This is a genomic window from Paenibacillus sp. FSL H8-0317 (genome assembly GCF_045040685.1).
Taxonomy (GTDB): domain Bacteria; phylum Bacillota; class Bacilli; order Paenibacillales; family Paenibacillaceae; genus Paenibacillus.
Genome location: NZ_CP150294.1, coordinates 324,070 through 350,267, shown reverse-complemented (window position 1 = coordinate 350,267; position 26,198 = coordinate 324,070). Strand labels below are relative to the sequence as shown.

Sequence of the window (26,198 nt, the reverse complement as noted above, 5' to 3'; positions counted from 1 at the left end):
CTACCTCGGCTTACAATTTGAGTAAATTAAGCAGGGCATAATAAGTAAAACTATATTTTTACGGCATATTTACTACTACTAGTTTGTTCCTTACTCCTACGCATGAAAGTCACATTGGAGAACGACGATACGTTCATGATTTTACTTTAGAAAAAGGTTATGTTATATTTGATAATAGATTTTACACAATCTAATTTTGTGATATTTAATATAAATTGATGATATATATTTTACGGGAGGTTTTTATATGAAAAAGATTCTGGTTGTTCTAACAAATGTAGATAAGTACGCACCAAAGGACGAGCCTACTGGCTTGTGGCTGAGCGAAGCAACTCACTTTATTGAAGAGTTTGACCATAATGACAATGTTCAGATCGATCTGGTTAGCCCTAAAGGTGGGAACGTACCACTTGATCCGAAAAGTCTGGGCGACTCTCTGGATGAGAGCACCAAAGCCTATTTCGAGAACGAAACGTTCATGAACCAATTGAAAAATACGTTGAAACCTGGCGAAGTAAACGCGAGTGACTACGATGCAATCTACTTCACAGGGGGTCACGGTACGATGTGGGATTTCCCGGACAATGCCGAACTTCAAGAGCTTTCTCGTGATATCTATGAAAAAGGTGGCGTTGTATCCGGCGTGTGCCACGGGGTTACAGCCCTGCTGAATGTGAAGCTGTCCAACGGCCTGCTTCTAATCAAAGACAAAACCGTTTCCGGCTTCACGAATGAAGAAGAAACATTGGCTCAACAAACCGAGTATGTTCCTTTCCTGTTGGAAGATGCGTTGAGAGAACGCGCTGCACAATATGATAAAACTGCTGCCTTCAGCTCCTATGTCACAACAGATGGCCGTGTGGTCACAGGACAGAATCCGCAATCCAGCAAAGCTGTAGCTGAAAGTGTTAAACAACTGCTGGGTCTGTAAAATAAACCGATCGATCCCTCTCCTCCCCTAGGAGATCATATAGATGTACAAAGCAAAACAGCACGTGATCCGTCATAATCTGACAGAACACATGCTGTTTTTTCTAGTGATTTGTTGAAGCAGAAGCTTCCGTCGCTGTTCCTCCAGCCAAACGCTTCACGATATAAGGCACGGTCACTGATGTCAGGATCACGGCAAACGCAATCTGGGCGATCGCTGTGTCAACATAAGGCGCATACACCGGATTGAACCCGGCAGCCATCGAAGGCACCACCATGGACAATCCAGCAACCGAACATGTCGCAGCCGCTGCGTAACCGGGCCGTCTTAATATCGTGCGATCGATTCCAATGAGCGGCAGCATGCAGATCAGCAAAAATAACACCGTGACCAGCAAACCGGACAGACTGGACTGAAATGCAATGCGCAGATCAATATTGGACCCAAAGCTTGTACCTAGGAAAGGCAGCAGAATCAGTGTTCCCGGAGCGAACATCTTCTGTATATTTCTGTCCAGGTTACCAAGCAGTATCCCGATCAAGAAAGGTACTAGCGTAGCAAGTACACTGAGGTAATCGATACCGACACCGCTTGCCGAATTCAATATCATAACCGGAATAATCGGTACGGCGATTAGATTCAGAATGCCAAACGCAGCACGATCCACATCATCTCCGTACGTGTTCATCAAGGCCAGATATAATCCCGGATTACAACTGGTCAGAACGGCAATGAAGGCTACCGCAGAAACACCCCCGAACCCACTTATGCCAAAAAAGTGTACAAACGCCCAGCCGAACAGGCAGCTGATGAGGATACGTGAAATACAGAGCACCCCTGCTCTCTTCAAAGTCACCAGAAGCTGTGACAAGTTAAGCTGTGTTCCTGATATCAGTAAAATCATACCGATCAGCACCATGGTACCTTTCGATGTGAACAGCGCTGTTGTTGGATCTCCGATCTGAAAAAACGATGGAAACACCGTGTTGATGACCGCGGCGGCCAGCATAGGAACAATCAGCAAGCCGCCGGGTATTTTTTTGATACGACCCATAATGTTCATGCTCTGTTACAGTTCTGCTCCGTTGGTACGGATCACATTCTGATACCAGAAGAAGGAATCCTTACGATATCTTTCGAGCGTACCATTGCCATAGTCGTCCTGATCCACATAGATAAATCCGTACCGTTTGCTCATCTCAGATGTCCCTGAACTGATCATGTCGATTGGTCCCCACATCGTGTATCCCAACACCTCGACCCCATCCGCAATGGCGAGTCCCATCTGTTCGATATGTTTGCTCAGGAAATCAATCCGGTATGGATCGTTGATCGTTCCGTCTTCGTTCAGCTTGTCGTAGAAGCCTGAGCTGTTCTCCAGAATAAAGACAGGCTTTTGATACCGATCATAGACGAGATTCAGCGTATAACGCAGGCCAATCGGATCAATCTGCCAACCCCACTCGTTAGCGGGCAGATGCGGGTTTTTATATACACTGTGTACATTGCCTGCCGTTAGTTCGAGCTGCTCTGTATCACTGCTGGAAATCATCGAGTTGTAATACGACATCCCCACGAAATCAGCCGTATGTGCTTGAATGCTATCCAGATCGCCATCCTCGATGTGCAACTGGATCTCCTTGTTTTTGAAATACGTTTTACTATAGTAAGGGTACTCGCCTTTATTGAGCACATCGAGATAGAACTGATTTTTCATCTGATCATCCTGCTGCATCTGAAGCGCATCCTCCGGCTTGCAAGTGTAAGGATACGTTGTGAAATAAGCCACCATACTTCCGATCTGGTTATTCGGATCAATCTCATGAGCCATCTTGGTTGCTCTGGACGCAGCTACAAATTGATGATGCAGCCCCTGGAACAGCATTTCTTCATAATTTGGAGCATCATAATCAATGATTCCCAGCGTTTTGGCCGATGCTTTCACGCTCATGTTGATCTCGTTGAATGTCACCCAATATTTCACTTTGCCCTTGTAGCGATTGAACAGCACATCACAATAGTTCACATACAGATCAATCAGCTTGCGGTTATACCATCCTCCGAACTTGTCCATCAGTACAATTGGTGTATCAAAGTGGCTGATGGTAATCAGGGGCTCCATACCCTGTTTTAGACATTCATCAATCACCTGATCATAGAACTCTAGTGCCTTTTCGTTCGGAGCGGCATCGTCGCCACCCGGAAATACTCGGGCCCATGAAATGGAATAACGAAATACTTTGAAGCCCATCTCGGCAAACAAGGCGATATCCTCACGGAAAGAATGATAAAAATCGATTCCCCGGCGCTTTGGATATTTCACGGTATCCGGGTCATTCCTGGCCTCTTCAATCATCTCCCAATTCACTCTGATCTGCTTGGTCACTTTGCGGTCGTTCTTCTCGTTAAACTTCATCACTTCTGGAATGGTCAGGCTCTTGCCATCCACATTATAAGCTCCCTCGGCCTGACAGGCAGATAGTGCACCGCCCCATAAAAAATCTTTTGGAAAATTGGAATTTGTCATTTTAGTTTCCTCCTGTTATTACGTATTATTAAGGTCTTATTTCAAGTTTTAAGGGATCAGCTTCATTAGCGCTTCGCTCTCCCGAATCGGGCCGTTGGTCGCTGTGGTCAGTACGTCTCCATACTGTTGCATGTTGGTTACCACAATGGATGTAATCGTGTTATAGCCTGCTGACGTAATGCCTTCTGGATCAAACTCCACCAATAAATCGCCGGCCTTGATTGTCTGCCCCTGTTCGATATGGGCGTTAAAATACTTCCCTTTCAGACTGACGGTATCCACCCCGATATGAATCAGGATCTCGACACCATTCGCAGCTTTCAATCCGATGGCATGTTTGGTGCGATAAAGTGCTTCGACTACTCCGTCAAATGGAGCGTATACCTTGCCATCTGTCGGAACAATCGCAATCCCTTTACCCATTAACTCTTGGGCAAATGCCTGATCTTCTACCTCAGAGATCGGTTTGATCTCCCCTGTCATTGGACTAACGATAAGCATGTCCGAAGATGTGGATGTCTGTGATGATACGGATGCTGGAGTCACCTCTGTGGCAACGGCTGGCTGATTGCGGTTTACTTTATCCGTAGCTTGCTGCTTCGATTTACTTCCTTCAGTATCTTCCTTAATGCCCGCTAACAGCGTGAACACAAACCCGAGTACAACTGCGGCAATACAACCAATAACGACATACATGTAACGATCCGATGAATACGTGCCAATGGCCAATACACCTGGAAGTGAAATTGCATTCGCTGTTGTATGCACCAAACTGTAGAATCCACCGACTAATCCGCCTGCTAGACAACCTGCGAAAAACGGACGTTTGTATTTCAGCGTTACACCATAGATCGCCGGCTCAGTAATCCCGAACAAAGCGGTGAATCCACTCGAAGCAGCCGCTGATTTCATCGTTTTACTCTTGGTTAGGACAAACACACCGAAGGCTGCTCCAGCCTGAGCCAAATTTGCTGCCAGTGCCGTTGGTAACAGCACGGTTGCACCCAGTGTAGCCACTTGTTGAACCTGAATCGGCATAATGGCATAGTGCATACCAAACATGACCATGATCGGTTTGAAAAATCCAAGAATCGCACCAGCAAGAACACCTGCGGTTGAGAACAATGAGTTAATGCCGTTGGTCAACCAGTCACCGATATATGATCCTACTGGGCCAAGCACGATCAGTTCCACTGGAATCATAATGAACAAAACAATCATTGGGGTAAGCAGGACCTGCAGAAACTTGGGAATCACTCGATTGACGATTGGATACACATAACTCATAATCCAAACCGCCAGAATGATGGGAATGACGGAAGAGGAATATTTCATCAATAGAATCGGCATACCGAGAAAATCAATACTGTTTACACCCGTCTCAGCAATCTGAGCCGCAGCATTCAAAATGGTTGGATGCATTAGTCCCGCAGCAAGAGCTACCGCCAAATAGGGATTAGTTTTGAAACGATTTGCTGCACTAACAGCCAGGAAGAATGGCATGAAATAGAAAATACAGTCCCCGATCATGTTAATGATCGTGAGGAAGCCGGAGCCTTCCAGGTAACCCATGGCAGTTATAACGGTGGCCAAACATTTAATCATCCCGCAACCAACAAGTGCTGGCAGGACAGGCGTGAATATACCTGCGATAGTTTCAAGCACTACGTTGATGGGGTTACGTCTCTTTTTCGGTCCACTGTCTGTAGACTCCGTAAGCTCGCCAATATGGTCAGAAGTTAAATTCTTCACTTCACTGTATACCGCGTCTACTTTGGCACCGATAACAACCTGAACCTGTCCACCGGAATTTTGTGCCTTGAGCACGCCTTCAAGCTGATCCAGCGCTTTGAGGTCTGCTTTGTTATCATCCTTCAATACGAATCTCAAACGGGTTGCACAGTGTGTCAGACCCGATATATTTTGCTCGCCGCCAACGAGATCAAGTACGTTTTTAGCCAAGTCTTTGTTGTTCATGACCCTTCTCCTCTACATGAGTAAATTGGATATATAAAAAATGACCAAGCCGGGGAATCGTCATTCCCTACGCTTGGTCATGCCTGATCGAATCAGTAACAGTCCAATATGGATTATTCGGTTAGTTCCTTCATTAGGTTCATTCCGTTGGTTCATTCGAAATCAATCGTTGGATATGCAAGATCAGATATAATTTTTCATCATCCGAACAGGTCCAGCCGTAATTATTTTTCAGGAAGTCAGCAATCTTCTCCACACAAGCGAGTTCCTTCGGAAACTTCTCCTTCACCATCAGGAACAGCGATTCATTCTCGTCTTTGAGCGATTTACCGCTCATCTGCCTAAGAATGAAATACCGGATATGTGTGGCAAAGCGCATGAAATGGATGGAATCCTCCTGAAAGTCAATTTTGAGAGCATATTTGATCACGGACAGAATCTCGCCCGTAACTGTGGTCACCTTGGTGGTATCCGTCATCTCTCCCGATCCCACCTGTGCATTAACAAAATGTAATGCAATCAGTGTTGTTTCGGCTGTTGGCAGAGCAATATCCGTTTTTTCCTGAATCAGCTTCAGCGCAGCCTCCCCCACCCGGGTCTCGTCCGGATAGAGTGTCCGCACTTCCCATTCCAGCGGATTTTTGATACGGATGCCTTCTCTGGTTCGGGTTAATGCAAAACTGATATGGTCGGACAGGGTGAGAAGCAGATTCGGGTTAAATGTTTTATTCAGAATCTGACTGCCCAACTTGATGACTTCCTCCGCGAGATAAATATCCTCAATCGGAATACTGTTCAGCAGGTCATACATACGGATGTTCTTTGGTGCCACAAAAATTTTCTCCACCAAGTCCGTCTCCGTCAGCTCATAAGGGGTTTTCAGAAATCCTACACCCTTGCCTACGACAAAAACCTCTTCGTTATGTTCATTAATAGCGATGGCCACGTTATTGTTTACTTTCTTGATAACCTTCAATGTTCTCACCCCCCAACAAAAATAAAAAAAGACCGAAAGCGATTACAGTAAAGCAATCGAATTCGGTCATGCCTGGTTTCCCCAGTAACAGTCCGTGTTATGAATATAAGTTTATTATAGTGCTGTTTTTGAAAAAGTCAATCATCCAATCTTAGGGAAAAATCAGCCACTCTTATCATTGAAGGGAACGTAGAGACCCGATACGTCAGATATAACAACACCCTTTTTTAAAACTATAAAAAGAAAATGTGACCATATGCCCTACCCGCCAGTCTAATTCATATAAAAACCAGCCAAGTGCTGGCTTCATCCCTCCAATACGAAAGGAGCTGTTATCCATGGGTTCAACCGAGCTCGTTAACCAGGCCATCCAAGGAGATCGTGAAGCCTTTATCCGGCTTATTCGAGACATTGAAAACTCTTTGTACAATACGGCAAAATCCATGCTGCGAAAAGAGGAGGACGTGGCCGATGCCATTCAGGAGACAATTCTGAACGCATACAAATCGGTGCATACACTCCGGGAACCCCGGTATTTCAAAACCTGGCTGTTTCGCATCCTCATCAATGAATGCAACACGATGCTGTCCCGCCGCGCTCTCTCCACCGCTTATGCGGAAGTACCTTCAGATAAGCGGGAGCATTCCAGTCCCTACGATGAGGTCGATATGCGAGAAGCGGTAGACCATCTGGAGGAATCGAAACGAATTGTTGTCGTTTTGCATTATTTTGAAGACCTGTCCCTCCGTCAAGTCGCCGATGCCCTGAATATTTCCGAAAGTGCAGTGAAAATGAGACTTACTCGGGCAAGGCAGGAGTTATATCAGAAATTCAAAAATTTTCGGGAGGTAAACTTACATGTCAAACCCGTTTAATATCGATCAGGAATTAAAGAACCAAGCGAAGGAGCGTCCTCTGATGTCTGAACTCGTTCGTAACCGGATTGATGCCACACTGGAATCTCTGCCGGTGTCGCCAGACACATTGAAAACGGAACAGACTTTGCGCTCCAGTCGCCGGAACAAGCGATGGCACAAGGCTGCAGCTGCGACGATCGCAGCCGGAGTGTTGGGCGTTACCGTATTTGCATCCGGCTTTGTATCACCGGCCATGGCTGCCTCCTTGCGCAATATTCCACTCGTGGGCAACCTCTTCAGCTCGATAGAAGCTGATATGGGTCTGCGAACGGCGGGCAACGAAGGCTTGACTACCCCTGTTAACAGCAAGGTTGCTTACCAGGATGTGAAGCTCGAAGTGCTTGAAGCGGTATATGATGGTACACGTGCTGCGTTTCTGGTTCATTTCACTGCGCCTAATCTGAATCAAGGCGAATATGACAATGGCAAGGACATCGTGAAACTGAGCAGCGGAATTGAGAATGTCTTTCTAAAAGTGGACGGGACCCGTCCGAATAGCGGACTGTTCTATAGTTCGGTAGGAGAAACGCAGCCAGATACACTGCTCTTTGAGCAGGTCATTTCCTCCAATCAGGGAACGGCACATTGGCCGGATCAGTTCGACGCCAAAGTTCAATTGACATTGCAGGGTATTGATCATGAGTTCGAGCTGACGGTTCCATTTACCAAATCAACAGATAACATTCATCGGGTTCTGCCTAACACAGCCATGACCAACGATCTGTATACGGCCGCTGTTACGGAAGCTGAGGTTACCCCTGTCACCACTCGCCTAACTACTGTTATCAGTTTGAATGATAAGAATACTCTTACGGCAAAAGAGCAGGAACAGCTGAGTCACATCGGATTTGCTGTCTATGATGATCAAGGGCGGCAACTGACCTCACTTAGCGGCGAGGGCACCTATAAGGGAACCCAATTAACATCCGAACGCATATATGCCACAACTGGCAAGGATATAAAATATCTGATAGTGAAACCTTTTGAGATCAAGGATGACTTCGCTGAAGAGGTTATAGATAATCAATTCATCAAGGGAATGGAAATGAAGATTCCGCTTCAATAGCCTAATATTATTGCCTTATCGAAGGAGCCATTCCATGTCCATCCAATATTCAATCTCATCTCTCATCGTACTTGGTCCGTTATTCGTTCTGGTCCTGCTCGCCCTGATGCTCCATGCCAGGGTGAGCAAAACCAGGTACACGGTCAGACATTATATGTCGATGCTTGCATTTGCCATATATATGTTGGGCGTTATGCATTTTGTATTTTTCCCTATCGACGTGAACATCGGAATCTATGCCAATCAAACGCCATGGTATCAAAGCATTCAATGGATTCCGCTCCTGACCGCGGATGCACCAAGCTTTCTCCTTAACATTGTTCTGTTTATGCCACTGGGGTTCATGCTTCCTTTCTTAAAGCCTTGGATTCATTCGATGCGAACAGCAGCATTAGCGGGATTGGCTCTAAGTATCCTCATTGAAATAACACAACTCATGCTCCGAGTATCCTTGGGCAACGCTCGCAGTACCGATCTGAACGATATAATAGCCAATACAACAGGAAGTGTACTTGGTTATGTCATCCTGAATCTGTTCACCAAAAGTTCCATCGGCCAGCGACTAATGGCCCTATGGGAGTCACCACAGGGAGTATCATCCAAAAATATGCAGTAAAATGAATATGAGCATGCATAACGCCCCTTGAAGGCAAAACATGGTCCATACACCAAGATGAAAAAAGTCGAGTGCTATGGTACAATGAAGGAATTGTGTATTCAGAGACAGACATGTGGATAAAGGCCATGAACGAAGGATTTCTGATGCGCTTTTATCCATTCATCATGCTGCCATTTTAGGGAGGCTTATGGAACAACCATGCTCATTATTGGTATCGCCGGAGGAACCGGCTCCGGTAAAACGACGGTAGCTCGCTCCGTCATAGACCGTCTGGGATCAGCTAAAGTTACGTTTATATCCCAAGACAATTATTACAAAGACCAGTCGCAGCTCACACCTGAGCAACGCCGACTCACCAATTACGATCACCCGTTTGCATTCGATAATGATCTGTTGATTGAGCATCTCACCTTGTTGAAAAAAGGCCAAGCGGCGTATGCTCCCGTATATGACTTCACCATAGATAACCGTGCTGCCAATGAGACGGTTGAACTGGCACCGAACCATATTGTCATTGTAGAAGGACTGCATGTGCTGATTGATGAACATCTTCGCAGTCTGATGGACATCAAAGTATTTGTTGATACTGATTCCGATGTGCGGATTCTACGTAGAGTACTGCGGGATATTGAAGAGCGCAGACGCACGATTCAATCCGTGTACAAACAATATCTTGAAACGGTAAAACCGATGCATGATGCTTTTATCGAGCCATCCAAAAAGTATGCCGATATCATTATTCCAGAAGGCGGACATAATGAAGTAGGTATTCAGATGTTATCCATCCTCACTGAGAAATACCTCACCGGAGAGAATTGGAACGGCGCTTAATTTTTTCAAAGCAACACAACAGAAATCCAGGTTACGAAACAGCGTAATCTGGATTTTTTGATGATTTTTCATTTATAATAGTCCCCAATAGTTGAAAGGAGGTCTACCCCTGTGGCTACTTTTGAAGAATACATGCAGCATGACATTCGAATTGGTACCGTGGTGGAAGCCGAACCCTTCCCCAAGGCTCGCATACCCGCTATTAAAATGACGATCGACTTCGGACCACTTGGCCTGAAACGTTCCAGTGCTCAGATCACCCAGCGCTATACCCCTGACATGATCATCGGCAAACAGGTCGTTGCTGTAGTTAATTTTCCACCCCGGCGGATTGCCGGTTTTGTCTCTGAAGTACTTGTGCTTGGCGGCGTGCCTGGTGAAGGCGATGTTGTCTTACTTACACCGGATAGCCCATTGCCTAATGGAACACCGATAGCGTGACTTTATTTTGAGTAAGAAGAATATGGGCTTTTCAAATGTTTGGAAATCGAGTATTCTTGATTTATTGATTATTGATGGAACTACATATGTTGGAGACCTTAAAGCATAAGGCTATGAATCTGCGGATTCGTGGCCTTTTTTTGTTTTTTTTGAGGAAATATAGGTCTTGAGAATTAGTAACAGTTGGGTGGAGAGGAGGAAATATATTGATAAATCATACCAACAGCCTAGTTATACATGGTAGAATATTGATTATTATTACAAATTTAGTATCTAGTAGCCTGAAAAGTACATATCAAGGAGAGAAATTCACAATTGAGAGGAGTAAAATTCATGAAAAAAATGATGATTTCCGGCGTAACGGCATTAGCTTTATTAACAGGGGGTACCGTAGGTTTTGGAGGCGTTGGGAGTTCTGTAGAAGCCGCTCCAGCTGCAACTACATTCAAGGATGTTCCTTCTACACACTGGGCATCTTCAGCAATTAATTCGGCCGTGGAACAAGGTTATTTCAAGGGGTATGCCGACGGGACATTTAAACCAAGCTCACCGGTCACCAAAGCTGAAATGGCAAGTATCCTGGGACGTTTATCCGATCAGCCTAATGCATCAACACAAGAACAAAACAATTTCACAGACATACCCGAGTGGGCAAAAAGTGGTGTCTCTACTGCTATAGCAAAAGGTTTTATCAGCCCTTCTAATTATAAGGGGAAATTGGATGCACAAGGCGCTCTTCAACGAGGCGAAATGGCTACTTGGCTGACGCAAGGCCTAACCGTGGTTGATCCTGAGTACAAACAAGCACTCTCTGATGTGACCAACACCGTTGTGCCTGCAAAGGAATATTTCACAGGTAAACTCGCAAACGCTCAAAAAAATGCAGTAGCCGTTGCCCTGGGAACAGGACTGATGAGTGTCGCAAACGATAAAACATTTGGCGTTGATCGTACCACCACTCGGGCGGAAGTAGCTGTATTGATCGCCCGTTATGCAGCAGTTGCCAAGATAAAACCTGCCGATTTTCAGGGTCTGAATGAGCTGCGAGCAGTGGGTTTGACGGGTACAAATTTGAATATTATTGCGCCATCGTACAAAAAAACACCTGAGAAAAAGGTTAATCCTAACATTGACTATGATTCTGTAACAGAGGATTTTTCAAAAATAAGAAATAAGAATCTCGTAACACTAACAAATTATTCCGATCTCAAAATCCACAATTGGATTGTTGTTAGTCCTTATGCAGTAGGAGCAAAACGGAGCATTTATTATCCCGTATTTGTTGATGAAGGAGTTATTACAACTTTACGAGGTGCCTACCACTCATTTGTCGAGTTTGAATTAAATATTAAAAGTTCATCTATGAATCAGTTACAAGCTGGAAGTCTATTAAACTCAAGTGCTGTTGATCCTCTTCTTTCCCCAAAAACAAAAACTAGTGCTTCATTTGGAATACCGACTAATATTGAATTTCTAAAAAGTAAAGGAGTTTTCACTGTCAAAGATCCTGTATTCTGGGGAGATGGACTACTACATTTCGATAAAGCTCTGATTTCTGCAATTACCCTCACAACTAAAGAGGGAGTTACATTTAGTGTGATCGATAATAAATAAGGATGGGATGATTTTGGCAATAAAAAGTAATTTAAGTCGATTTCTTTTAGCAGCCTTTACAATAAGTGCATTATTAGCCCCCTTTTCAACGATTGAAGCTGGCGGAGGGCCAGGTACTAAAGAAGAAGTTAAACCATTTCACATGGAACCCTCAGGACCAGCAAAGTCCCAGAAGAAAGTTATTCCTCTTGAAGGAGAAGCAAAAACAAATCTTGGTATCTATATCTTTCAACTCGATAATTTGGATTGGAGGGTAGAAGGTCATTGTAACGGCATTGATTTACTTAATGATAGTTCAACTAACCTACCTAGATCATCCAGAGTATGTGTACAATTAGATCTCGATAAAGATGTATACAAACCAACAGAGTACAAAGATAAAAACAATGAGCAGCCCCCTTCATCTACAATAACTGAAAGATCAAAGAAACCGCACTACATGGACAACACTAGCTATTATAGAATTGGAGATCCAATTTTGATTTCTGTAGATGAATTCGATGGATTAAGCACCAAATTCCAAATGCAAATTGGGGGCGCAATCGCCCCTACTGCATCAAGAGAGTATAACCCTCCGAAATGGTCAGCGGACTATATATTCAGAACTGATCTTTATTGGAAGGCATTGGCTGAAATAACCAAAGAGATCAACCTCACAGCTGGCGGGCAACTTAGCTTGAACCAGTCCAAACAATTGAATGCAGCGGTCAAAACGAAAACTGGAGATGGAAACTTTGGAGCGGAGACCAATGTAAACACCGGTAGCGGTGGTACAACTACATGGGAATCCTCCAATCCTGGTGTCGCTACCGTTAGTAATTCCGGAGTAGTTCAAGCAGTCAGTAGGGGAACTACAACCATCACTGTACTGTGGAAGAAAGATGGATTTCAGTTAACTACCACAACAAACATTGGTGTTGAAGAGAACCCAGGTACGGGCGGGGGCGACGGTAACGGAGGCGGTGGTGGAGGTTGCACGCCAACGATTGGACCACCTTCTGCTGGAACCATTATGAGCATGAATGATCTCGATCCAAATACCAACGGTGTTATCAAGTCAGATAACAGAGATAATGAGACATTCAATGTGTTAAGAGGAATCCCTACTTCCGAGTCACTCTACACAAATGCCTTTGCTGACAATTATCTGTTTAAACAAGCTTGGGCGAAAATGAGCGGTAAAGTTACATACAACTGTAATGTCACAATCTCGTACGACAGAGAGTGGACAGTACCTGGACCAGATGAATGTGATGATGATGGTTGTACACCAGGGCCACCTGTACCCGCGAACGACACGGTACCCAAGCCATACAACTTCCAGATCACAAGAGACTACTCCTACTGGAAAATTAACAATCTGGAAGTATACAAGATCGCTAAAGCAACCATGAATAATTACGCTTTGCCCGGTGAGGCCGTTACGATGAATCCAACAGGATACACACCACCAACACTAGAGTCTAAAAATGATGAATCCGTAGAAAGCCATGTACGACCAGGGCAAACCACTTCAATCTCATATACTCCACCCAAATTAACAGGTGGTTTGAACCAACCTCCCAGTGTGCCTGATGATACATCACGGTTAAAAGGAATGGCTGAATCCAACACACCTCAGAATAAAGTGAAGAATGATTTGGTGAAATTCAACAACACAACCATTATGAATGATGTGGAAGCAACCAAAGATGGGCCAACACCATCCAACATTCCTAATCCAACGACGATTGGGCGTGATGTGCTGTACAAACCGGGTAATATGATCAGCAATTCCCTGCTGAATAAAGCAAATACCACAAGCTCTGGTGAAATCTATTATGATTTGCTACCGGATAACGTGAATGGCGGTGCCAATAAAATATTACCGATTAACGGCATCAACACGGTCACGGTACACACCCCTGTCGTCAACTACGCCTGGGTATCGGATGATCAGCCGCATAATCAGAAAACCGTACCGGACCCAACCAGCGCTGCACTCATTCTGGAACGTCAGTTCATTGTGCGAATTCCCACATCGGGACAGCACTTAGACGCAGCGAGTTATCCCGGTTATGGAAATCGGGACTATGCCAAATATTTTCGAATCAAACAGGTGCAATTCCCATTTGATGTCTATAACGCAGATCGGAGTCAGTTTTTCCCTGCCAAGACATGGGTCGATATTCCGGTCAATCAACTGGACACCACATTCTATCTCCCTGTATGGGTAGACGAAGGCAAATACCATATTGTATTCCGCAATATTGCAGAGAATGCACCTGCAAACTTTACCGAGCAACAGGATGCCAATACCAATCTGGCACATCATGTTGCAGCAGACACCGTGCCGGTAGATGTTATCGGAAGGTTATATGATTTTCACGTCACTGATATCTCCGATTACAATTGGGAAAATGTATTTCGCAAGCGATTGGGTAGTCCCGAACCAACGGGCTATAGCTACTGGACCGGGATGAATAGCATTGATGGTGATCCGCGAGGTAACCTGGCTCCATTTGTATTGCCCATCCGACCAGGAAGCCATCCGGTGCAGGGATTCGCTAACGCAACTGTGAAGACGGGGTACCATTTCAAGTTCGATCTCAAGACCAAGGGCAATATGTTTGGCAAACAGGATGGTATTCGAATTACACCCACTTTTGCTTTTGTGAGTAAAGACGGGTCCTCCCGGCAAGAAGTGGATCTGTACTACCATCGAGGTCAGGAACGCCTGATCCGTGTCGGATCAGCACAGGATCTGGAGAAACGATTTGTTGTCCTGAACTCCCGGCTTCGAAATGTACCCGGCACAGAGTTAGGCGATACAGCGCGTTATCAGTATACTTATGAACTGTCAGCGGAAGAACGTAACCAGCGTACGTTGGCAGAACATATGGTTCGCCTGGTCGATCAGACTTCTCATCAAAAAACATGGGTAGGTCGTTATGACTGGATGATCCTGTCTGCTCCAATTCGGACACTCATTGGACCCAAAACGGACATTCCTTCCGGGGTCAACGTGGACCGGGCCAATGCAGCAATCCAGCGCTGGTACGGGGAGTACAGCTTACCTGCCGATGTATATGCCGTACCAAAAGGTACGGATCTCGAACCTCTTGCTCGACAAAATCAGCTGGATGAGAAATCGAATGTTTTTCTAAAGAATGGTTATATTGTGGTTAACTTCAACATGGAGAGCCTGCGGAATGGAAATACAGAGGCGCCCCATCTGCAATATATTCACGCACCTCTGATGAATCAATGGCAGATAGAAGGTTTCAACAAAACGCCAACAGACAGTCAAGGCAGAACCTGGCCCCTGAAGGATGGCGATATTGTCTTTTACCATGCTGATCAGTCCAGCCGGAATGACTTCCAATCCCAAGTACCACACTAGTTTAAATCCGTCATGTCAGTACGACTGGCTAAGCAGATGTAGCCAACTGCATGTGGATAGAAGAGTCTACATGTGGAGTACCTCTCCAAAATAAGACTGAATATCTGTAGAGCGATATTCACCCATGAAGCAATCAATAAATATATGATGAAATAGCCATGAAGTGCCAGACTAAGTACTATACAGCCTGTGCAAAACTATGGTGTACTGAACCACATACGATAAAGCATTCACAAGTGATTCCAGTGTCACATCCCAACTACACACAACATGCCTTTATACAACAAAAAGGTTATCCTACAAGTCATCTATGGACTTCTGGGGTAACCCTTCTTGCATCATTCTCATTTTATAACCTTACAGAAAACCCGCACATCCGTATTATCCTGACAAACTTTCTCCAGGAGACAGGTAGGTTAGCAGGAACGTCAGGAACGTGATGCCGAACAATACGACAACCAGTTGTAATAAACGCTTAACGATATATCTGCTCAAGTGCTCAAACGTCCTTGCCCACAACTTTATGTATGTGCCATGATGTTCTCCGTCCACAGCTCCGCTGAAAACTTATAAATTCTATCAAAAAAGGCGTCCCTCTCCGTGTTACTGGATGAGGACGCCTTAAATAAACAGATTTTCAGAAAAAATCATGCTCTCTAAACACCTTCCTATCTCCCGTAGGGTACTACTGTGTTTGTTAAAACTTGCAGGTCTCCTGGCTCCAGAATCATCGTCATTGCAGCTCCTTCCCGGTCTAAACCAGTGGATTATCGCTACCTGACTCCTCTGTTACAGTGGCGAGACCGCGCCGATATTACACCGGACTTCCCTATTAAGCTTCCACCCTGACGGGCAAAGCACCAAGTTCCACATATTCAATTACACTTCTGATCAGTATGGCGGGATGACGAATAATGATCAAAATTTTCTTTTGAAATCGAAACACTAGATGCGTCTAATCTCGATTTCTCGAACCCTTTGGAGACACCCCCGTCACTCGCTTGAACATCTTGGAAAACAGTAATGGGTCTGTATAACCAACCGAATGTGCCACTTCACTGACCGACAGCCCTGGATTCTGAAGAAGTTCGGCTGCCCGATTCATACGGTATTCCAGGAAAAAGGACTGTAGCGACATGCCATATCGCTCTTTGAACAATCCCGACAGATACGTGCGATCCAGCCCCACGGCGTGGGCAATATCCAGAATGGAGGTTCGCTGGCTGTACCTGTTCTCCATAAACTGCACCGCCTGCCGGATATACTCTTCTTTGTTCGAAAGAAGCTGTCCCTCCTCTTCCTCTACCGGTGACGATGAGATCAACTCCGCTATCAGGCGGTACAAGAGACTCTGGTTCATCACATCCCCTCCCGAATACGTGGAGGCCTGAACCATCTCCGTATACAAGTGTTCTATTGTATTCGTATCACGGGCATCATACACTGGATGCTCCGGGCTCAATCGGGCACGTTGCATGAATGCCTTGGCTTGCACACCTTTGAATCCAAACCACGAATACGTCCAGGGATCCTTTGGATCTGCCTCATAATGAATAAGCGTGTCCGGAAGTATGACAAAACCCTGTCCCTGAGTCAACTTGTATTCTTGGTCCCCCATGTACACAATCCCCCGTCCTTCATGGATGTAATGCACAATGTAAGAATCACGTACACCTGGTCCCCAATAATGGGCAGGTTCACATGCCTCCCACCCGAAAAACAACAACATCAGCTCCATCTGTGTCCAGCCTGCGCGAACCACATTCATCTCAATGCGACTCATTTTTCGCCCTCCATCCTGACTTCGTTCCGCTTATCTCTTCATTAAGTCTATTTATATTATAACAGCTAAATTGCTTCCATATTAGTTGAAAGCGGGAACAAAAATGGGATTATGACATGTTTGAAAGGGTTTGAGCCATAGTTATATGTGCCGAATCGGCCTATAGTTGGGGTACAACATTTTTCAGGGAGGCTAAACTTAAATGAATAAAATTACGTTCCTCGGTGCAGGCAGCACCGTCTTTGTTAAAAATGTATTGGGTGATGTCATGATGACCGAAGCACTGCAAGATTTTGAGCTGGCATTGTTTGATATCGATGCTGAACGCTTGAGTGATTCAGAGCGTTTGTTGACCAGTCTGGCCCGTTCACTCGGAAGTCGTTGCGTCGTGAACGTATATCATGACCGCAAAGAAGCGCTGCGCGGGGCCAAATATGTCATCAACGCCATCCAGGTCGGTGGATATGATCCATGTACCATTACGGACTTCGAGATTCCGAAGAAATACGGACTGCGTCAAACGATTGCAGACACACTCGGTATCGGCGGAATTTTCCGTAACTTGCGGACGATTCCGGTCATGCTGGATTTTGCCCGGGATATGCAGGAAGTATGTCCGGATGCATGGTTCCTGAACTATACCAACCCAATGGCCGTGCTTACTAACGTCATGAACGTACATGGTGGGATCAAAACCGTAGGATTGTGTCATAGCGTGCAGGTATGTGTACCGCATCTTTTTGATGCACTGGGGATCAATCAGACGGGTGTCGTAGCCAAAATTGCAGGCATCAACCACATGGCGTGGCTGCTCGAAGTTACCAAAGACGGGCAGGATCTGTACCCCGAGATCAAACGTCTGGCGAAGGAAAAACAGAAGGAACAGCATGACGACATGGTTCGTTTTGAGCTGATGCAGCGTTTTGGCTATTATGTAACGGAGTCCTCCGAGCACAATGCTGAGTACCACCCTTACTTCATCAAACGGAATTACCCGGAGCTAATCGAACGCTTCAACATTCCACTGGATGAGTACCCACGCCGCTGTGTGAACCAGATTGAAGGCTGGAAAGAGATGCGTACCAAACTGTTTGCCAGCGAAAATATTGAACATACCCGCAGCCGTGAATACGCATCGCATATTATCGAAGCGATGGAGACGAATAACCCGTACAAGATTGGCGGAAACGTTATGAACAACGGACTGATCACCAACCTGCCTCGCGAGGCTTGTGTTGAGGTACCTTGTTTGGTCGATGGCTCAGGAATCAGCCCTACGTACATTGGTGACCTGCCTCCACAACTCGCGGCATTGAACCGGACAAACATCAACACGCAACTGCTAACAATTGAAGCGGCAATCACTGGCAAAAAAGAACATATCTATCATGCCGCCATGCTTGATCCACACACAGCTGCAGAACTGTCTATCGATGACATCGTAGCCATGTGTGATGAGTTGATTGAGGCTCACGGCGACTGGTTGCCAAAATACACGTCATAATATAAAAGCACCGTTTCCTTTGCTGCAAAAGGGGACGGTGTTTTGTTCGTTCCATAGTGCTCACCCTCTGAATGTGCATCACATCATGGTTAAGAAGTGTCCCGCTCCATCGAACCTTATTCGGCAGGGAGCAAAAAGCGATAACCGATGCCCGGCTCCGTCTGAATATATCGGGGATTTGTCGGATCTTCATTTAATTTTTTACGCAGATGTCCCACATATACCCGAAGATAATGGCTGTCAGACTCATGATGATGCCCTCCCCATACCTGCTGCAAAAGCTGACGCTGAGTGATTATTTTCCCTGCATTCGAGGCGAGCACCTTCAGCATCTCATATTCCGTCGGGGTTAATTTGACCAAAGCCCCCTCCAGTTCCACCTGCCTTTGGGCCAGATCAATCGTGAGTGATCCGAAGCGTATTATGGGCTCATCCGTCGTTTTGGCTACATGACGCAGCGCCACCCGAATACGGGCGACCAACTCACCCATCCCGAATGGTTTGGTTACATAATCATCTGCACCACCATCCAACGCGGCAATTTTGTCTCCCTCCTGATCCTTCGCTGTCAGCACAATAATCGGTACCTGTGACCATTCGCGAATCCGGCGAAGGACCTCCATACCGGACATGCCCGGCAAACCAAGATCAAGGATAATCAGATCCGGATGTACAATACTGGCCTGAATAACACCCTCTTCGCCATCCCCACACTCGTGGAGTTCGAATTGGTGTGCCTGAAGGGTGACCTTGAGCAATTTGCGAATCTGCGGCTCATCATCGATCACCAGTATGCGAGCCCCTAGTGGTACGTTCATGTTATTCTTCAACCTCTCCTTGTTCTGAATAGGGAAACCGCGGTCCGTGAGCCTCCATGGGGATATCTATGCGTATTCTCGTTCCTCCGCCCGAATTCGGCTCTGCTACTATAGTACCTCCGTGGACCTCCACAATGCCTTTGCAGATGGCCAGACCAAGCCCTGTCCCGGTGACATGCTGAGTCGACTCTGAGCGATAGAACTTATCAAATATACGTATTCTTTCCGCTTCCGGTATACCGATACCTTGATCAGCCACCATGATCGTCAATTGACTTGGACTCTTGTCACTCGTCACAGTGATGACAATCCGGCTCTCATCAGGCGAATATTTGATGGCGTTGCTGACGATATTGACCAGTACCTGCTCCAGCAATACTTCATCTCCGTAAATGAACACCGGATCATCAGGAAGTTCAACTTGAATGTTACGATTGAGACTGAATTCCCGAACCTGTGTCAGTACAACGCTGATTATATCTTCCACGTCACACCATTTCCGGTTCAGTTGCAACATACCGCTCTCCAGCCGAACCATACCCAGCAGATTCGTGACGAGACGATTCATACGCAAGGCTCCATCCCGAATGTTGCCTGTTAATTCTCTCCGATCCTCGGGTGTAAAAAGAGTATCATTCTCCAACAATCCCGTAGCCGAGCCGATAATGGCGGTTAGGGGCGTACGCAATTCATGAGAGACAGAGTCCAGCAGCGCTGTGCGTATGCGCTCTGATTCGGCAGTGATCTGTGCCAATCTTGCCTCTTCCGCCAGCTTCACTCGGGCAATGGCACCTGCGGCCAGTCCGCCGCATGCCTCCAACAGACGAAGCTCTTCTTGCTGCTCATGACCCTCACCAGCGTCCATGCTCACGGCGAGCACGCCATGAATCTGCTCCTCTGTGCGTAGCGGCACGTAAAGTCCGGTAGATTCCCGCAAAGTGGATGATCCCTTACCGGCGATCTGTCCGTGAAGATATACCCATTTGGCAATGGCAATCTCCGACTCCCCATTCCCCCACCCATCCTTATCTCCTTCTGATGCGGAAGAGCTTGTAACCAGCAGATCACCCTGTTTATCTGGAAGATACACAGCGGCCGGCTTACCCAGGGTAAGCGATACTTGGGTTGCAATATTAACCAGCAACGTATTCAGATCCGTAATGGCTGTCATCTGACGACTCAATGCGTACAGGGAGTTAGTCGTAGCTTCACGTGCTTTTACCATCTCCAGCTGTTGTCGCAATCGACCTGCAAGACTGGCTGTCAGGATTGCCACCGCAAGATACACAACAAAGGAGATGAGATATCTCAAATCCTCAACCGTGAAGCTCAGATATGGCGGTACAAAAAAGAAGTCAAACATAATGACGCTAATACTCGCAGCATATACAGCTGGTCCCATTCCCCAGTACACGGCACTCACCAAGACGGGAAACAGGTATACAAGCCCAACATTAACCAGATCACCACTCATGCCGATGGCATGAAACAGCAAAGTTAGCAGCGTCACCCCGAGGGTCACCCATACATATGCATATGCCGGAACCCTTTTCCCATGGACTGCCGGCGTTTCCTTTTTTATCCGTTCAGACAAAATCATTCACATCCCGCTCAGTTCGTAATCATAATCTGCAACGATTAATACATCCAGATGCCGCGACAAGCGTACAAGTCGGTTGACCACCGAACCTGAGCCGCGGTAGCCATTCAGCCACCACACCCTTCTAGCCTGCCCGACCACCAACTGGGTTGCTCTCGCCTCCGATGCCTTTCTGGCCAACATCTCAGGTACATCGCGCAGCCTTGGACTGTGATGAATATGAAATTGACCACCAAGCCGAATCGTCAGCTGCTCCAACGCTTCCAGATGGCACTTCACTTCGTCACTCATGGACTCACCGATGTGGATATGGTGTACATGCCAGATGGCTTTTAGACGATAAGCCATGCGGAATCCGCGCCGGATCAGCCGCTCGGCATGACGATCACTGCTTACACATACAAAGACTGCCTCCTGTCTGCGCCAAGGTCCTCGAAGTGCAATTTTGGCCTGCTGTGCTTCAAGCCGTTCATCCACATCGTCCGCCAGTTCACGAAGGGCAAGTTCACGCAAGGCAATCAGATTTCCGATTTTGAAGAAATTCGCAAGGGCTTGCTCGACCTTGGCAGTTGCATAGATTTTACCCTCCCTCATCCGCTGCCGCAAGGCCTGGGGCGCCACATCAATCAACTGCACCTCATCCGCCATCTGAATGATCCGATCGGGTACGGTCTCGCGGACACGAACACCTGTAATATGTTCAACGGCATCATTCAGACTTTCGAGATGCTGTACATTCATTGTAGTAATCACCGAGATGCCTGCATTCAGCAGGAGCAGAACATCTTCATAACGCTTTTGCCGAACACTGCCGGGTACATTCGTATGCGCCAGTTCATCCACAAGCACCACTTCTGGGCAAAGATGCAGAATGGCCTCTGTGTCCATCTCTTCCAGACGAGTTCCCTGATAGACGTGTTGCGCGCGAGGGATCACAGACAGGTGGCCCATCTGCTCAACGGTTTCCGTCCGCCCATGGGTCTCCAGCAAGCCGATCTGCACATCGATGCCCTTGCGGAGCAAATCATTGCCTTCCCGAAGCATCATGTAGGTTTTGCCTACACCTGGTGCGGCTCCGATATATATTTTGAATGTGCCGCGCTGAATCTGACCAATCTGTTCCTTCATTTCCTGCTCGCTTAGTCTGCGGTATGTCAGTGACTCCACATCGTTAACTTTAGCCGGAACCACACGTTCACCCTCCCGGGCCGCTCGATCAGCAACCAGAAACAGGTCGACACCACGTAATCTGCGCAGCAGCGAGTTAACAACGGACCCTTGCCACAGTTCCTGCCAGCGCGTACGCCGGGAGTGTCCCATCACAATGCGGGTAATCTGGTGCTCCATTGCGTAACGCGCCAGCGTAGACGGGATGTTGCGACGGTGTAAAATAGACAACTCCTCCATATGGCCGCCAAACTTCTCTACCAGCTTGATCATATTGCGCCGAAATACGGTTGCCTCCTTGGTTAATGGCTGCTTCATATTCCGGAAAACAACGGCGCACAAATCACCATTCAGCCGTTTGGCAATCTGTTGCCCACGCCGGATATAGATGGAGCCGTTCCAATGATATTGCGTGGATACCAGAATCCGCTCCATGATGCCTGTCGTGACGGTAATCCCCATCTCCTCCCGATGCTCACGCAGGGATTCATTCACCCCTTCCGCAACCAATCTCAGGGCCAGTTCGCGCAGAATACCCAGATTGCCTTGACGAAATACAGCTTCACCCTCATGTCCCTGCAAATGACCCTCTGCAAGACGGTTCAGTATCGTTTCCGGCGTGACATCAATCAACTTCACTTCATCCGCAAGCTCCAATGTATCGGCAGGCACCGTATATTCTGCTGCGATCCCCGTAAGTTGCCGTGCCAGCTCTGTATAGCCTTCCAGTTCATACACATTCACCGTTGTCATGACACTGATGTTGTTTCGGAGCAAAAACTGAATGTCCTCCAGCCGGGTAGCATAGCGAGCGCCTTCTCTGTTGCGATGTGCCAAACCATCCACCAGCACTACCTCCGGATTACGCGCCATGAGTGCATCCAAGTTCAGATCCTTTATCTCTACATCATCACTCCGGCGCACCCAGTGAATGCTTGGAATTCGTTCGAGTGCGCCAAGTTGCTCCACCGTTTCCGGTCTGCGCATCGTCGAGACGGCGCAGATGACCACATCAATGCCCTGCTCACGCAACGTATTCCCTTCTCGTAACATGTGATACGTTTTGCCCGATCCGCTGACTGGGCCGATGTAGATTTTGAGCGTACCCTGCTGCAGCTTCGTAATCATCTTCAGCATCTCTTCCGGTGATTTGCGCTTGAAGCTGTCTTCCATCCGTCCATCTCCCCCTTTCCTTTGAAAATACGATGAAAAAATGGAGAAAGCCCCTCCCGATATATCGTGAGCAGGCTAATTACATTCGTCCTTTATTTCAGTTCTGCTGTCAGCGCCAGATTCAGAGCCGTTACATTCACACGCGGCTCCCCGAATATCCCCATCTGACGGCCTTCCGTATGCTCATTTACAATTTGCATAAGCTGCTGTTCACTAATTCCCGTAGCTTCGCTAATGCGCGGGATCTGCACCTCAGCAGCTTCAGGAGAGAGATCCGGATCAAGTCCCGAACCTGAACCCGTCACGAGATCAGCAGGGATCTGCTTCAATCCCGGGTTTTCCTGCTGGAGATGAGCAATCTTTTCCTTCATCTCGCTGATATATTCCTCTGAAGCTACAGCGCGATTTGAACCGGCTGAAGCCGTTGGGTCATAACTGGCATTCGATGCCCGGGGCTGGAACAGCCCCGGCGATTGGATTTCCTGTGCCAGCAGTGACGAGCCGATGATTTTCTCATCTTGCGTAATCAGACTGCCGTTCGCCTGCGCAGGAAAGAGAAGTTGGGCTACGCCAGTCGTTACGAGCGGGTAGATTAGGCCACATATCAGCATAAGTACGACGGATAACCGTATAGCGGGCAAGAACATGTTCATACAGATCACTTCCTGGATTCATTAGGATAAAAGAATAATGTTGATAAGCGTTGTTATCTCGTTAAAGAATTCCTGACAGAACCAAGTCAATCAGCTTAATGCCGATAAAAGGTACAATCACACCGCCTACGCCATAGATAAACACATTGCGCCCGAGCAGCCTTTCGGCTGACATCGCCCGGTACTTAACCCCTTTCATCGCTATGGGAATGAGCAGTGGAATAATAATAGCGTTGAATATTAGTGCCGACAGGATCGCAGACTGCGGTGAAGCCAGATTCATAATATTTAGCGCCTGAAGCTGCGGCATAGCGAGGATGAACATGGCTGGAATGATGGCAAAATACTTCGCGATATCATTGGATATCGAAAAGGTTGTGAGCGCGCCGCGTGTAATCAGCAACTGTTTGCCAATGGAGACGACCGACAATAGCTTGGTCGGGTCGGAATCCAGGTCAATCATATTAGCCGCTTCTTTGGCCGCCATGGTGCCAGAATTCATCGCCAGGCCCACATCGGCCTGCGCCAGAGCAGGAGCATCATTCGTACCATCGCCCGTCATAGCGACGAGTTTGCCCTCCTGCTGCTCTTTTTTGATCGCCGCAATCTTGTCCTCGGGCTTCGCTTCGGCAATAAAATCATCCACGCCCGCTTCCAGCGCTATGGTCGCTGCGGTCAGTGGATTGTCGCCTGTACACATAATGGTCTTAATGCCCATGGCGCGCATCTCAGCGAACTTCTCTTTCAGCCCTGGCTTCACAGTGTCTTTCAGATAGATCACACCATAGATTCGTTCATCGATAGCCACAGCAAGCGGCGTGCCTCCAGCCTTCGCAATACGATTTGCAATCTCATCCAGATCATCGGGTATGCGGCCTCCTTCGGAAGCAATATAACGTTTGATCGCATCCACGGCACCTTTACGAATCTTCATATCGTTACTCAGATTGAGACCGGACATCCGAGTCTCTGCTGTGAATTCCACATTTTCTGCATTCGCATACTCCGTCTCAGACCAGCTCTGACCTTGTTTGCCTGCCAATTCCACAACAGAACGTCCTTCCGGGGTCTCATCCCGCACAGAAGCCTGTAAAGCAGCTTGCGTCATCTCTGTAGCAGTAATGCCCTGAACGGGAATAAACTCAGATGCCATGCGGTTTCCGTATGTGATCGTTCCTGTTTTGTCCAAAATCAACGTATCGATATCTCCGGCCGCTTCTACCGCTTTACCCGACATAGCGAGTACATTGAACTGCGTAACACGGTCCATCCCGGCAATACCAATGGCAGACAGTAACCCACCAATTGTGGTTGGGATCAAGCAGACGAGCAGTGCGATTAGGGTCGCCAGATCCAGTCGAATACCCAGGTAATTCGCCATCGGGACCATCGTCAGAATGACGATCAGAAAGATCAGGGTTAATACGGCGAGCAGGGTTGTCAGCGCAATTTCATTGGGTGTTTTCTGGCGCTGAGCACCCTCAACCAGAGAGATCATCCGGTCAAGGAATGACTCACCCGGATCGGTCTGAACACGCATGATGATATAATCGGACACGACACGTGTACCTCCGGTAACGGAGGAGAAATCGCCTCCTGCTTCCTTGATAACCGGTGCGGATTCTCCCGTAATGGCCGATTCATCAATGGAGGCCAATCCTTCTGTAATTTCACCATCCGTTGGGATCAGTTCACCGACTTCCACGCGGACCATATCACCTTTTTTCAACTGGGTCGAAGACACTTGCCGGATTGTTCCATCCTTCTGCACCAGATTGGCCAAGGTGTCGGACTTCGTCTTGCGTAACGTATCCGCCTGCGCTTTACCTCTGCCTTCTGCAAGTGCCTCCGCGAAGTTAGCGAACAGCAACGTGAACAGCAGAATGAAAAACACGGCGATGTTGTACCCGCGCCCGGCCTCGGATGCGGTGAAAAGATCGGGATTAATGCATAATAAGAGCGTAATGAATGTACCTACCTCGACAATAAACATGACCGGATTTTTGATCATGACCACCGGACTTAGCTTTTTGAACGCATCCAGTGAAGCCTGAAGTATCATATCCTTGCTTAACGACCGTTTCGATCCCGGATCACGTTGAATATTACCGCGATTGTTGTCCGGCTCATTGCCCTTTGATCTGAACATTTCTGTATCCATGTGTTGCATCGTCTGTTCCTTCTTTCGTTCGACTGCATTCATCGTACACTGCCACCTC

19 protein-coding genes and 1 riboswitch are annotated in these 26,198 nt (G+C 47.1%); of the genes, 9 read left to right on the top strand and 10 right to left on the bottom strand.

The annotated features are described in order from the left end of the window. Positions 1-247 precede the first annotated feature (247 nt). A complete protein-coding gene (locus tag MHB43_RS01715) occupies positions 248-931 on the top strand; it encodes a type 1 glutamine amidotransferase domain-containing protein (RefSeq protein WP_405131209.1) in 684 nt (227 codons plus the stop codon). A gap of 103 nt (positions 932-1,034) precedes the next feature. Here MHB43_RS01715 and MHB43_RS01710 read toward each other — a convergent pair whose 3' ends face one another. From MHB43_RS01710 to MHB43_RS01695, 4 genes are all read right to left on the bottom strand, one after another. Continuing rightward, a complete protein-coding gene (locus MHB43_RS01710) occupies positions 1,035-1,994 on the bottom strand; it encodes a 2-keto-3-deoxygluconate permease (RefSeq protein WP_076210291.1) in 960 nt (319 codons plus the stop codon). 6 nt (positions 1,995-2,000) lie between these two features. Then, positions 2,001-3,458 (bottom strand): glycoside hydrolase family 1 protein, encoded by a 1,458-nt coding sequence (locus MHB43_RS01705; RefSeq protein WP_076210289.1) that lies wholly within the window; start codon positions 3,456-3,458, stop codon positions 2,001-2,003. Positions 3,459-3,506: 48 nt separating this feature from the next. After that, on the bottom strand, positions 3,507-5,435 hold the full coding sequence (locus MHB43_RS01700; protein WP_339181251.1) for a beta-glucoside-specific PTS transporter subunit IIABC: 1,929 nt from the start codon (positions 5,433-5,435) through the stop codon (positions 3,507-3,509). Positions 5,436-5,574: 139 nt separating this feature from the next. After that, positions 5,575-6,420, bottom strand: coding sequence for a PRD domain-containing protein (locus MHB43_RS01695; protein WP_235200849.1), 846 nt, complete (start codon positions 6,418-6,420; stop codon positions 5,575-5,577). Positions 6,421-6,749: 329 nt separating this feature from the next. Here MHB43_RS01695 and MHB43_RS01690 point away from each other — a divergent pair, with 329 nt between their 5' ends. The 7 genes from MHB43_RS01690 (at position 6,750) to MHB43_RS01660 (ending at position 15,281) form a co-directional block, all read left to right on the top strand. Next, entirely contained in the window at positions 6,750-7,286 is a 537-nt protein-coding gene (locus tag MHB43_RS01690) for a sigma-70 family RNA polymerase sigma factor (RefSeq protein WP_405131208.1), read from the top strand. Continuing rightward, a complete protein-coding gene (locus MHB43_RS01685; RefSeq protein ID WP_405131207.1) occupies positions 7,270-8,394 on the top strand; it encodes a DUF4179 domain-containing protein in 1,125 nt (374 codons plus the stop codon). The genes MHB43_RS01690 and MHB43_RS01685 overlap by 17 nt, the downstream gene beginning before the upstream one ends. A gap of 34 nt (positions 8,395-8,428) precedes the next feature. After that, complete coding sequence (locus MHB43_RS01680) at positions 8,429-9,010, top strand: VanZ family protein (protein ID WP_405131206.1); 582 nt, start codon at positions 8,429-8,431, stop codon at positions 9,008-9,010. Between the two features lie 201 nt (positions 9,011-9,211). Beyond that, a complete protein-coding gene (udk, locus tag MHB43_RS01675; protein WP_405131205.1) occupies positions 9,212-9,844 on the top strand; it encodes a uridine kinase in 633 nt (210 codons plus the stop codon). A 111-nt stretch (positions 9,845-9,955) separates the two neighbouring features. Continuing rightward, a complete protein-coding gene (gene csaA / locus MHB43_RS01670) occupies positions 9,956-10,285 on the top strand; it encodes a chaperone CsaA (protein ID WP_405131204.1) in 330 nt (109 codons plus the stop codon). A gap of 333 nt (positions 10,286-10,618) precedes the next feature. Further along, positions 10,619-11,899 (top strand): S-layer homology domain-containing protein, encoded by a 1,281-nt coding sequence (locus MHB43_RS01665; RefSeq protein WP_405131203.1) that lies wholly within the window; start codon positions 10,619-10,621, stop codon positions 11,897-11,899. A gap of 478 nt (positions 11,900-12,377) precedes the next feature. Beyond that, complete coding sequence (locus MHB43_RS01660; RefSeq protein ID WP_405131202.1) at positions 12,378-15,281, top strand: DUF5704 domain-containing protein; 2,904 nt, start codon at positions 12,378-12,380, stop codon at positions 15,279-15,281. A 687-nt stretch (positions 15,282-15,968) separates the two neighbouring features. After that, a riboswitch (cobalamin riboswitch) is annotated at positions 15,969-16,162 on the bottom strand. 74 nt (positions 16,163-16,236) lie between these two features. Here the strand turns inward: MHB43_RS01660 and MHB43_RS01655 are convergent. Continuing rightward, on the bottom strand, positions 16,237-17,064 hold the full coding sequence (locus MHB43_RS01655; protein ID WP_405131201.1) for an AraC family ligand binding domain-containing protein: 828 nt from the start codon (positions 17,062-17,064) through the stop codon (positions 16,237-16,239). A gap of 202 nt (positions 17,065-17,266) precedes the next feature. Here MHB43_RS01655 and MHB43_RS01650 point away from each other — a divergent pair, with 202 nt between their 5' ends. Further along, a complete protein-coding gene (locus MHB43_RS01650; RefSeq protein ID WP_405131200.1) occupies positions 17,267-18,568 on the top strand; it encodes an alpha-glucosidase/alpha-galactosidase in 1,302 nt (433 codons plus the stop codon). Positions 18,569-18,684: 116 nt separating this feature from the next. Here the strand turns inward: MHB43_RS01650 and MHB43_RS01645 are convergent, their stop codons facing one another. The 5 genes from MHB43_RS01645 to kdpB all read right to left on the bottom strand — a co-directional run bounded on the left by MHB43_RS01645 (position 18,685) and on the right by kdpB (position 26,041). Beyond that, complete coding sequence (locus MHB43_RS01645) at positions 18,685-19,386, bottom strand: response regulator (protein WP_405131199.1); 702 nt, start codon at positions 19,384-19,386, stop codon at positions 18,685-18,687. Between the two features lies 1 nt (position 19,387). Continuing rightward, positions 19,388-20,986, bottom strand: coding sequence for an ATP-binding protein (locus MHB43_RS01640; RefSeq protein ID WP_405131198.1), 1,599 nt, complete (start codon positions 20,984-20,986; stop codon positions 19,388-19,390). Continuing rightward, positions 20,987-23,326, bottom strand: coding sequence for a histidine kinase (locus MHB43_RS01635; RefSeq protein WP_405131197.1), 2,340 nt, complete (start codon positions 23,324-23,326; stop codon positions 20,987-20,989). A 92-nt stretch (positions 23,327-23,418) separates the two neighbouring features. Beyond that, the gene (kdpC, locus tag MHB43_RS01630) at positions 23,419-23,979 is read right to left on the bottom strand and encodes a potassium-transporting ATPase subunit KdpC (protein WP_405131196.1); all 561 of its coding nucleotides are present in this window, start codon (positions 23,977-23,979) and stop codon (positions 23,419-23,421) included. Positions 23,980-24,040: 61 nt separating this feature from the next. Next, positions 24,041-26,041, bottom strand: a complete 2,001-nt coding sequence (kdpB, locus tag MHB43_RS01625) for a potassium-transporting ATPase subunit KdpB (protein WP_405132374.1) — start codon at positions 26,039-26,041, stop codon at positions 24,041-24,043. Positions 26,042-26,198: the final 157 nt, after the last annotated feature.

Excerpts from the sequence above, each read along its gene's own strand:
- MHB43_RS01715 (WP_405131209.1), top strand. The coding sequence starts at position 248 with ATGAAAAAGATTCTGGTTGTTCTAACAAATGTAGATAAGTACGCACCA.
- MHB43_RS01710 (WP_076210291.1), bottom strand. The coding sequence starts at position 1,994 with ATGAACATTATGGGTCGTATCAAAAAAATACCCGGCGGCTTGCTGATT.
- MHB43_RS01705 (WP_076210289.1), bottom strand. The coding sequence starts at position 3,458 with ATGACAAATTCCAATTTTCCAAAAGATTTTTTATGGGGCGGTGCACTA.
- MHB43_RS01700 (WP_339181251.1), bottom strand. The coding sequence starts at position 5,435 with ATGAACAACAAAGACTTGGCTAAAAACGTACTTGATCTCGTTGGCGGC.
- MHB43_RS01690 (WP_405131208.1), top strand. The coding sequence starts at position 6,750 with ATGGGTTCAACCGAGCTCGTTAACCAGGCCATCCAAGGAGATCGTGAA.
- MHB43_RS01685 (WP_405131207.1), top strand. The coding sequence starts at position 7,270 with ATGTCAAACCCGTTTAATATCGATCAGGAATTAAAGAACCAAGCGAAG.
- MHB43_RS01680 (WP_405131206.1), top strand. The coding sequence starts at position 8,429 with ATGTCCATCCAATATTCAATCTCATCTCTCATCGTACTTGGTCCGTTA.
- udk (WP_405131205.1), top strand. The coding sequence starts at position 9,212 with ATGCTCATTATTGGTATCGCCGGAGGAACCGGCTCCGGTAAAACGACG.
- MHB43_RS01665 (WP_405131203.1), top strand. The coding sequence starts at position 10,619 with ATGAAAAAAATGATGATTTCCGGCGTAACGGCATTAGCTTTATTAACA.
- MHB43_RS01655 (WP_405131201.1), bottom strand. The coding sequence starts at position 17,064 with ATGAGTCGCATTGAGATGAATGTGGTTCGCGCAGGCTGGACACAGATG.
- MHB43_RS01650 (WP_405131200.1), top strand. The coding sequence starts at position 17,267 with ATGAATAAAATTACGTTCCTCGGTGCAGGCAGCACCGTCTTTGTTAAA.
- MHB43_RS01645 (WP_405131199.1), bottom strand. The coding sequence starts at position 19,386 with ATGAACGTACCACTAGGGGCTCGCATACTGGTGATCGATGATGAGCCG.
- MHB43_RS01640 (WP_405131198.1), bottom strand. The coding sequence starts at position 20,986 with ATGATTTTGTCTGAACGGATAAAAAAGGAAACGCCGGCAGTCCATGGG.
- MHB43_RS01635 (WP_405131197.1), bottom strand. The coding sequence starts at position 23,326 with ATGGAAGACAGCTTCAAGCGCAAATCACCGGAAGAGATGCTGAAGATG.
- kdpC (WP_405131196.1), bottom strand. The coding sequence starts at position 23,979 with ATGAACATGTTCTTGCCCGCTATACGGTTATCCGTCGTACTTATGCTG.
- kdpB (WP_405132374.1), bottom strand. The coding sequence starts at position 26,041 with ATGATACTTCAGGCTTCACTGGATGCGTTCAAAAAGCTAAGTCCGGTG.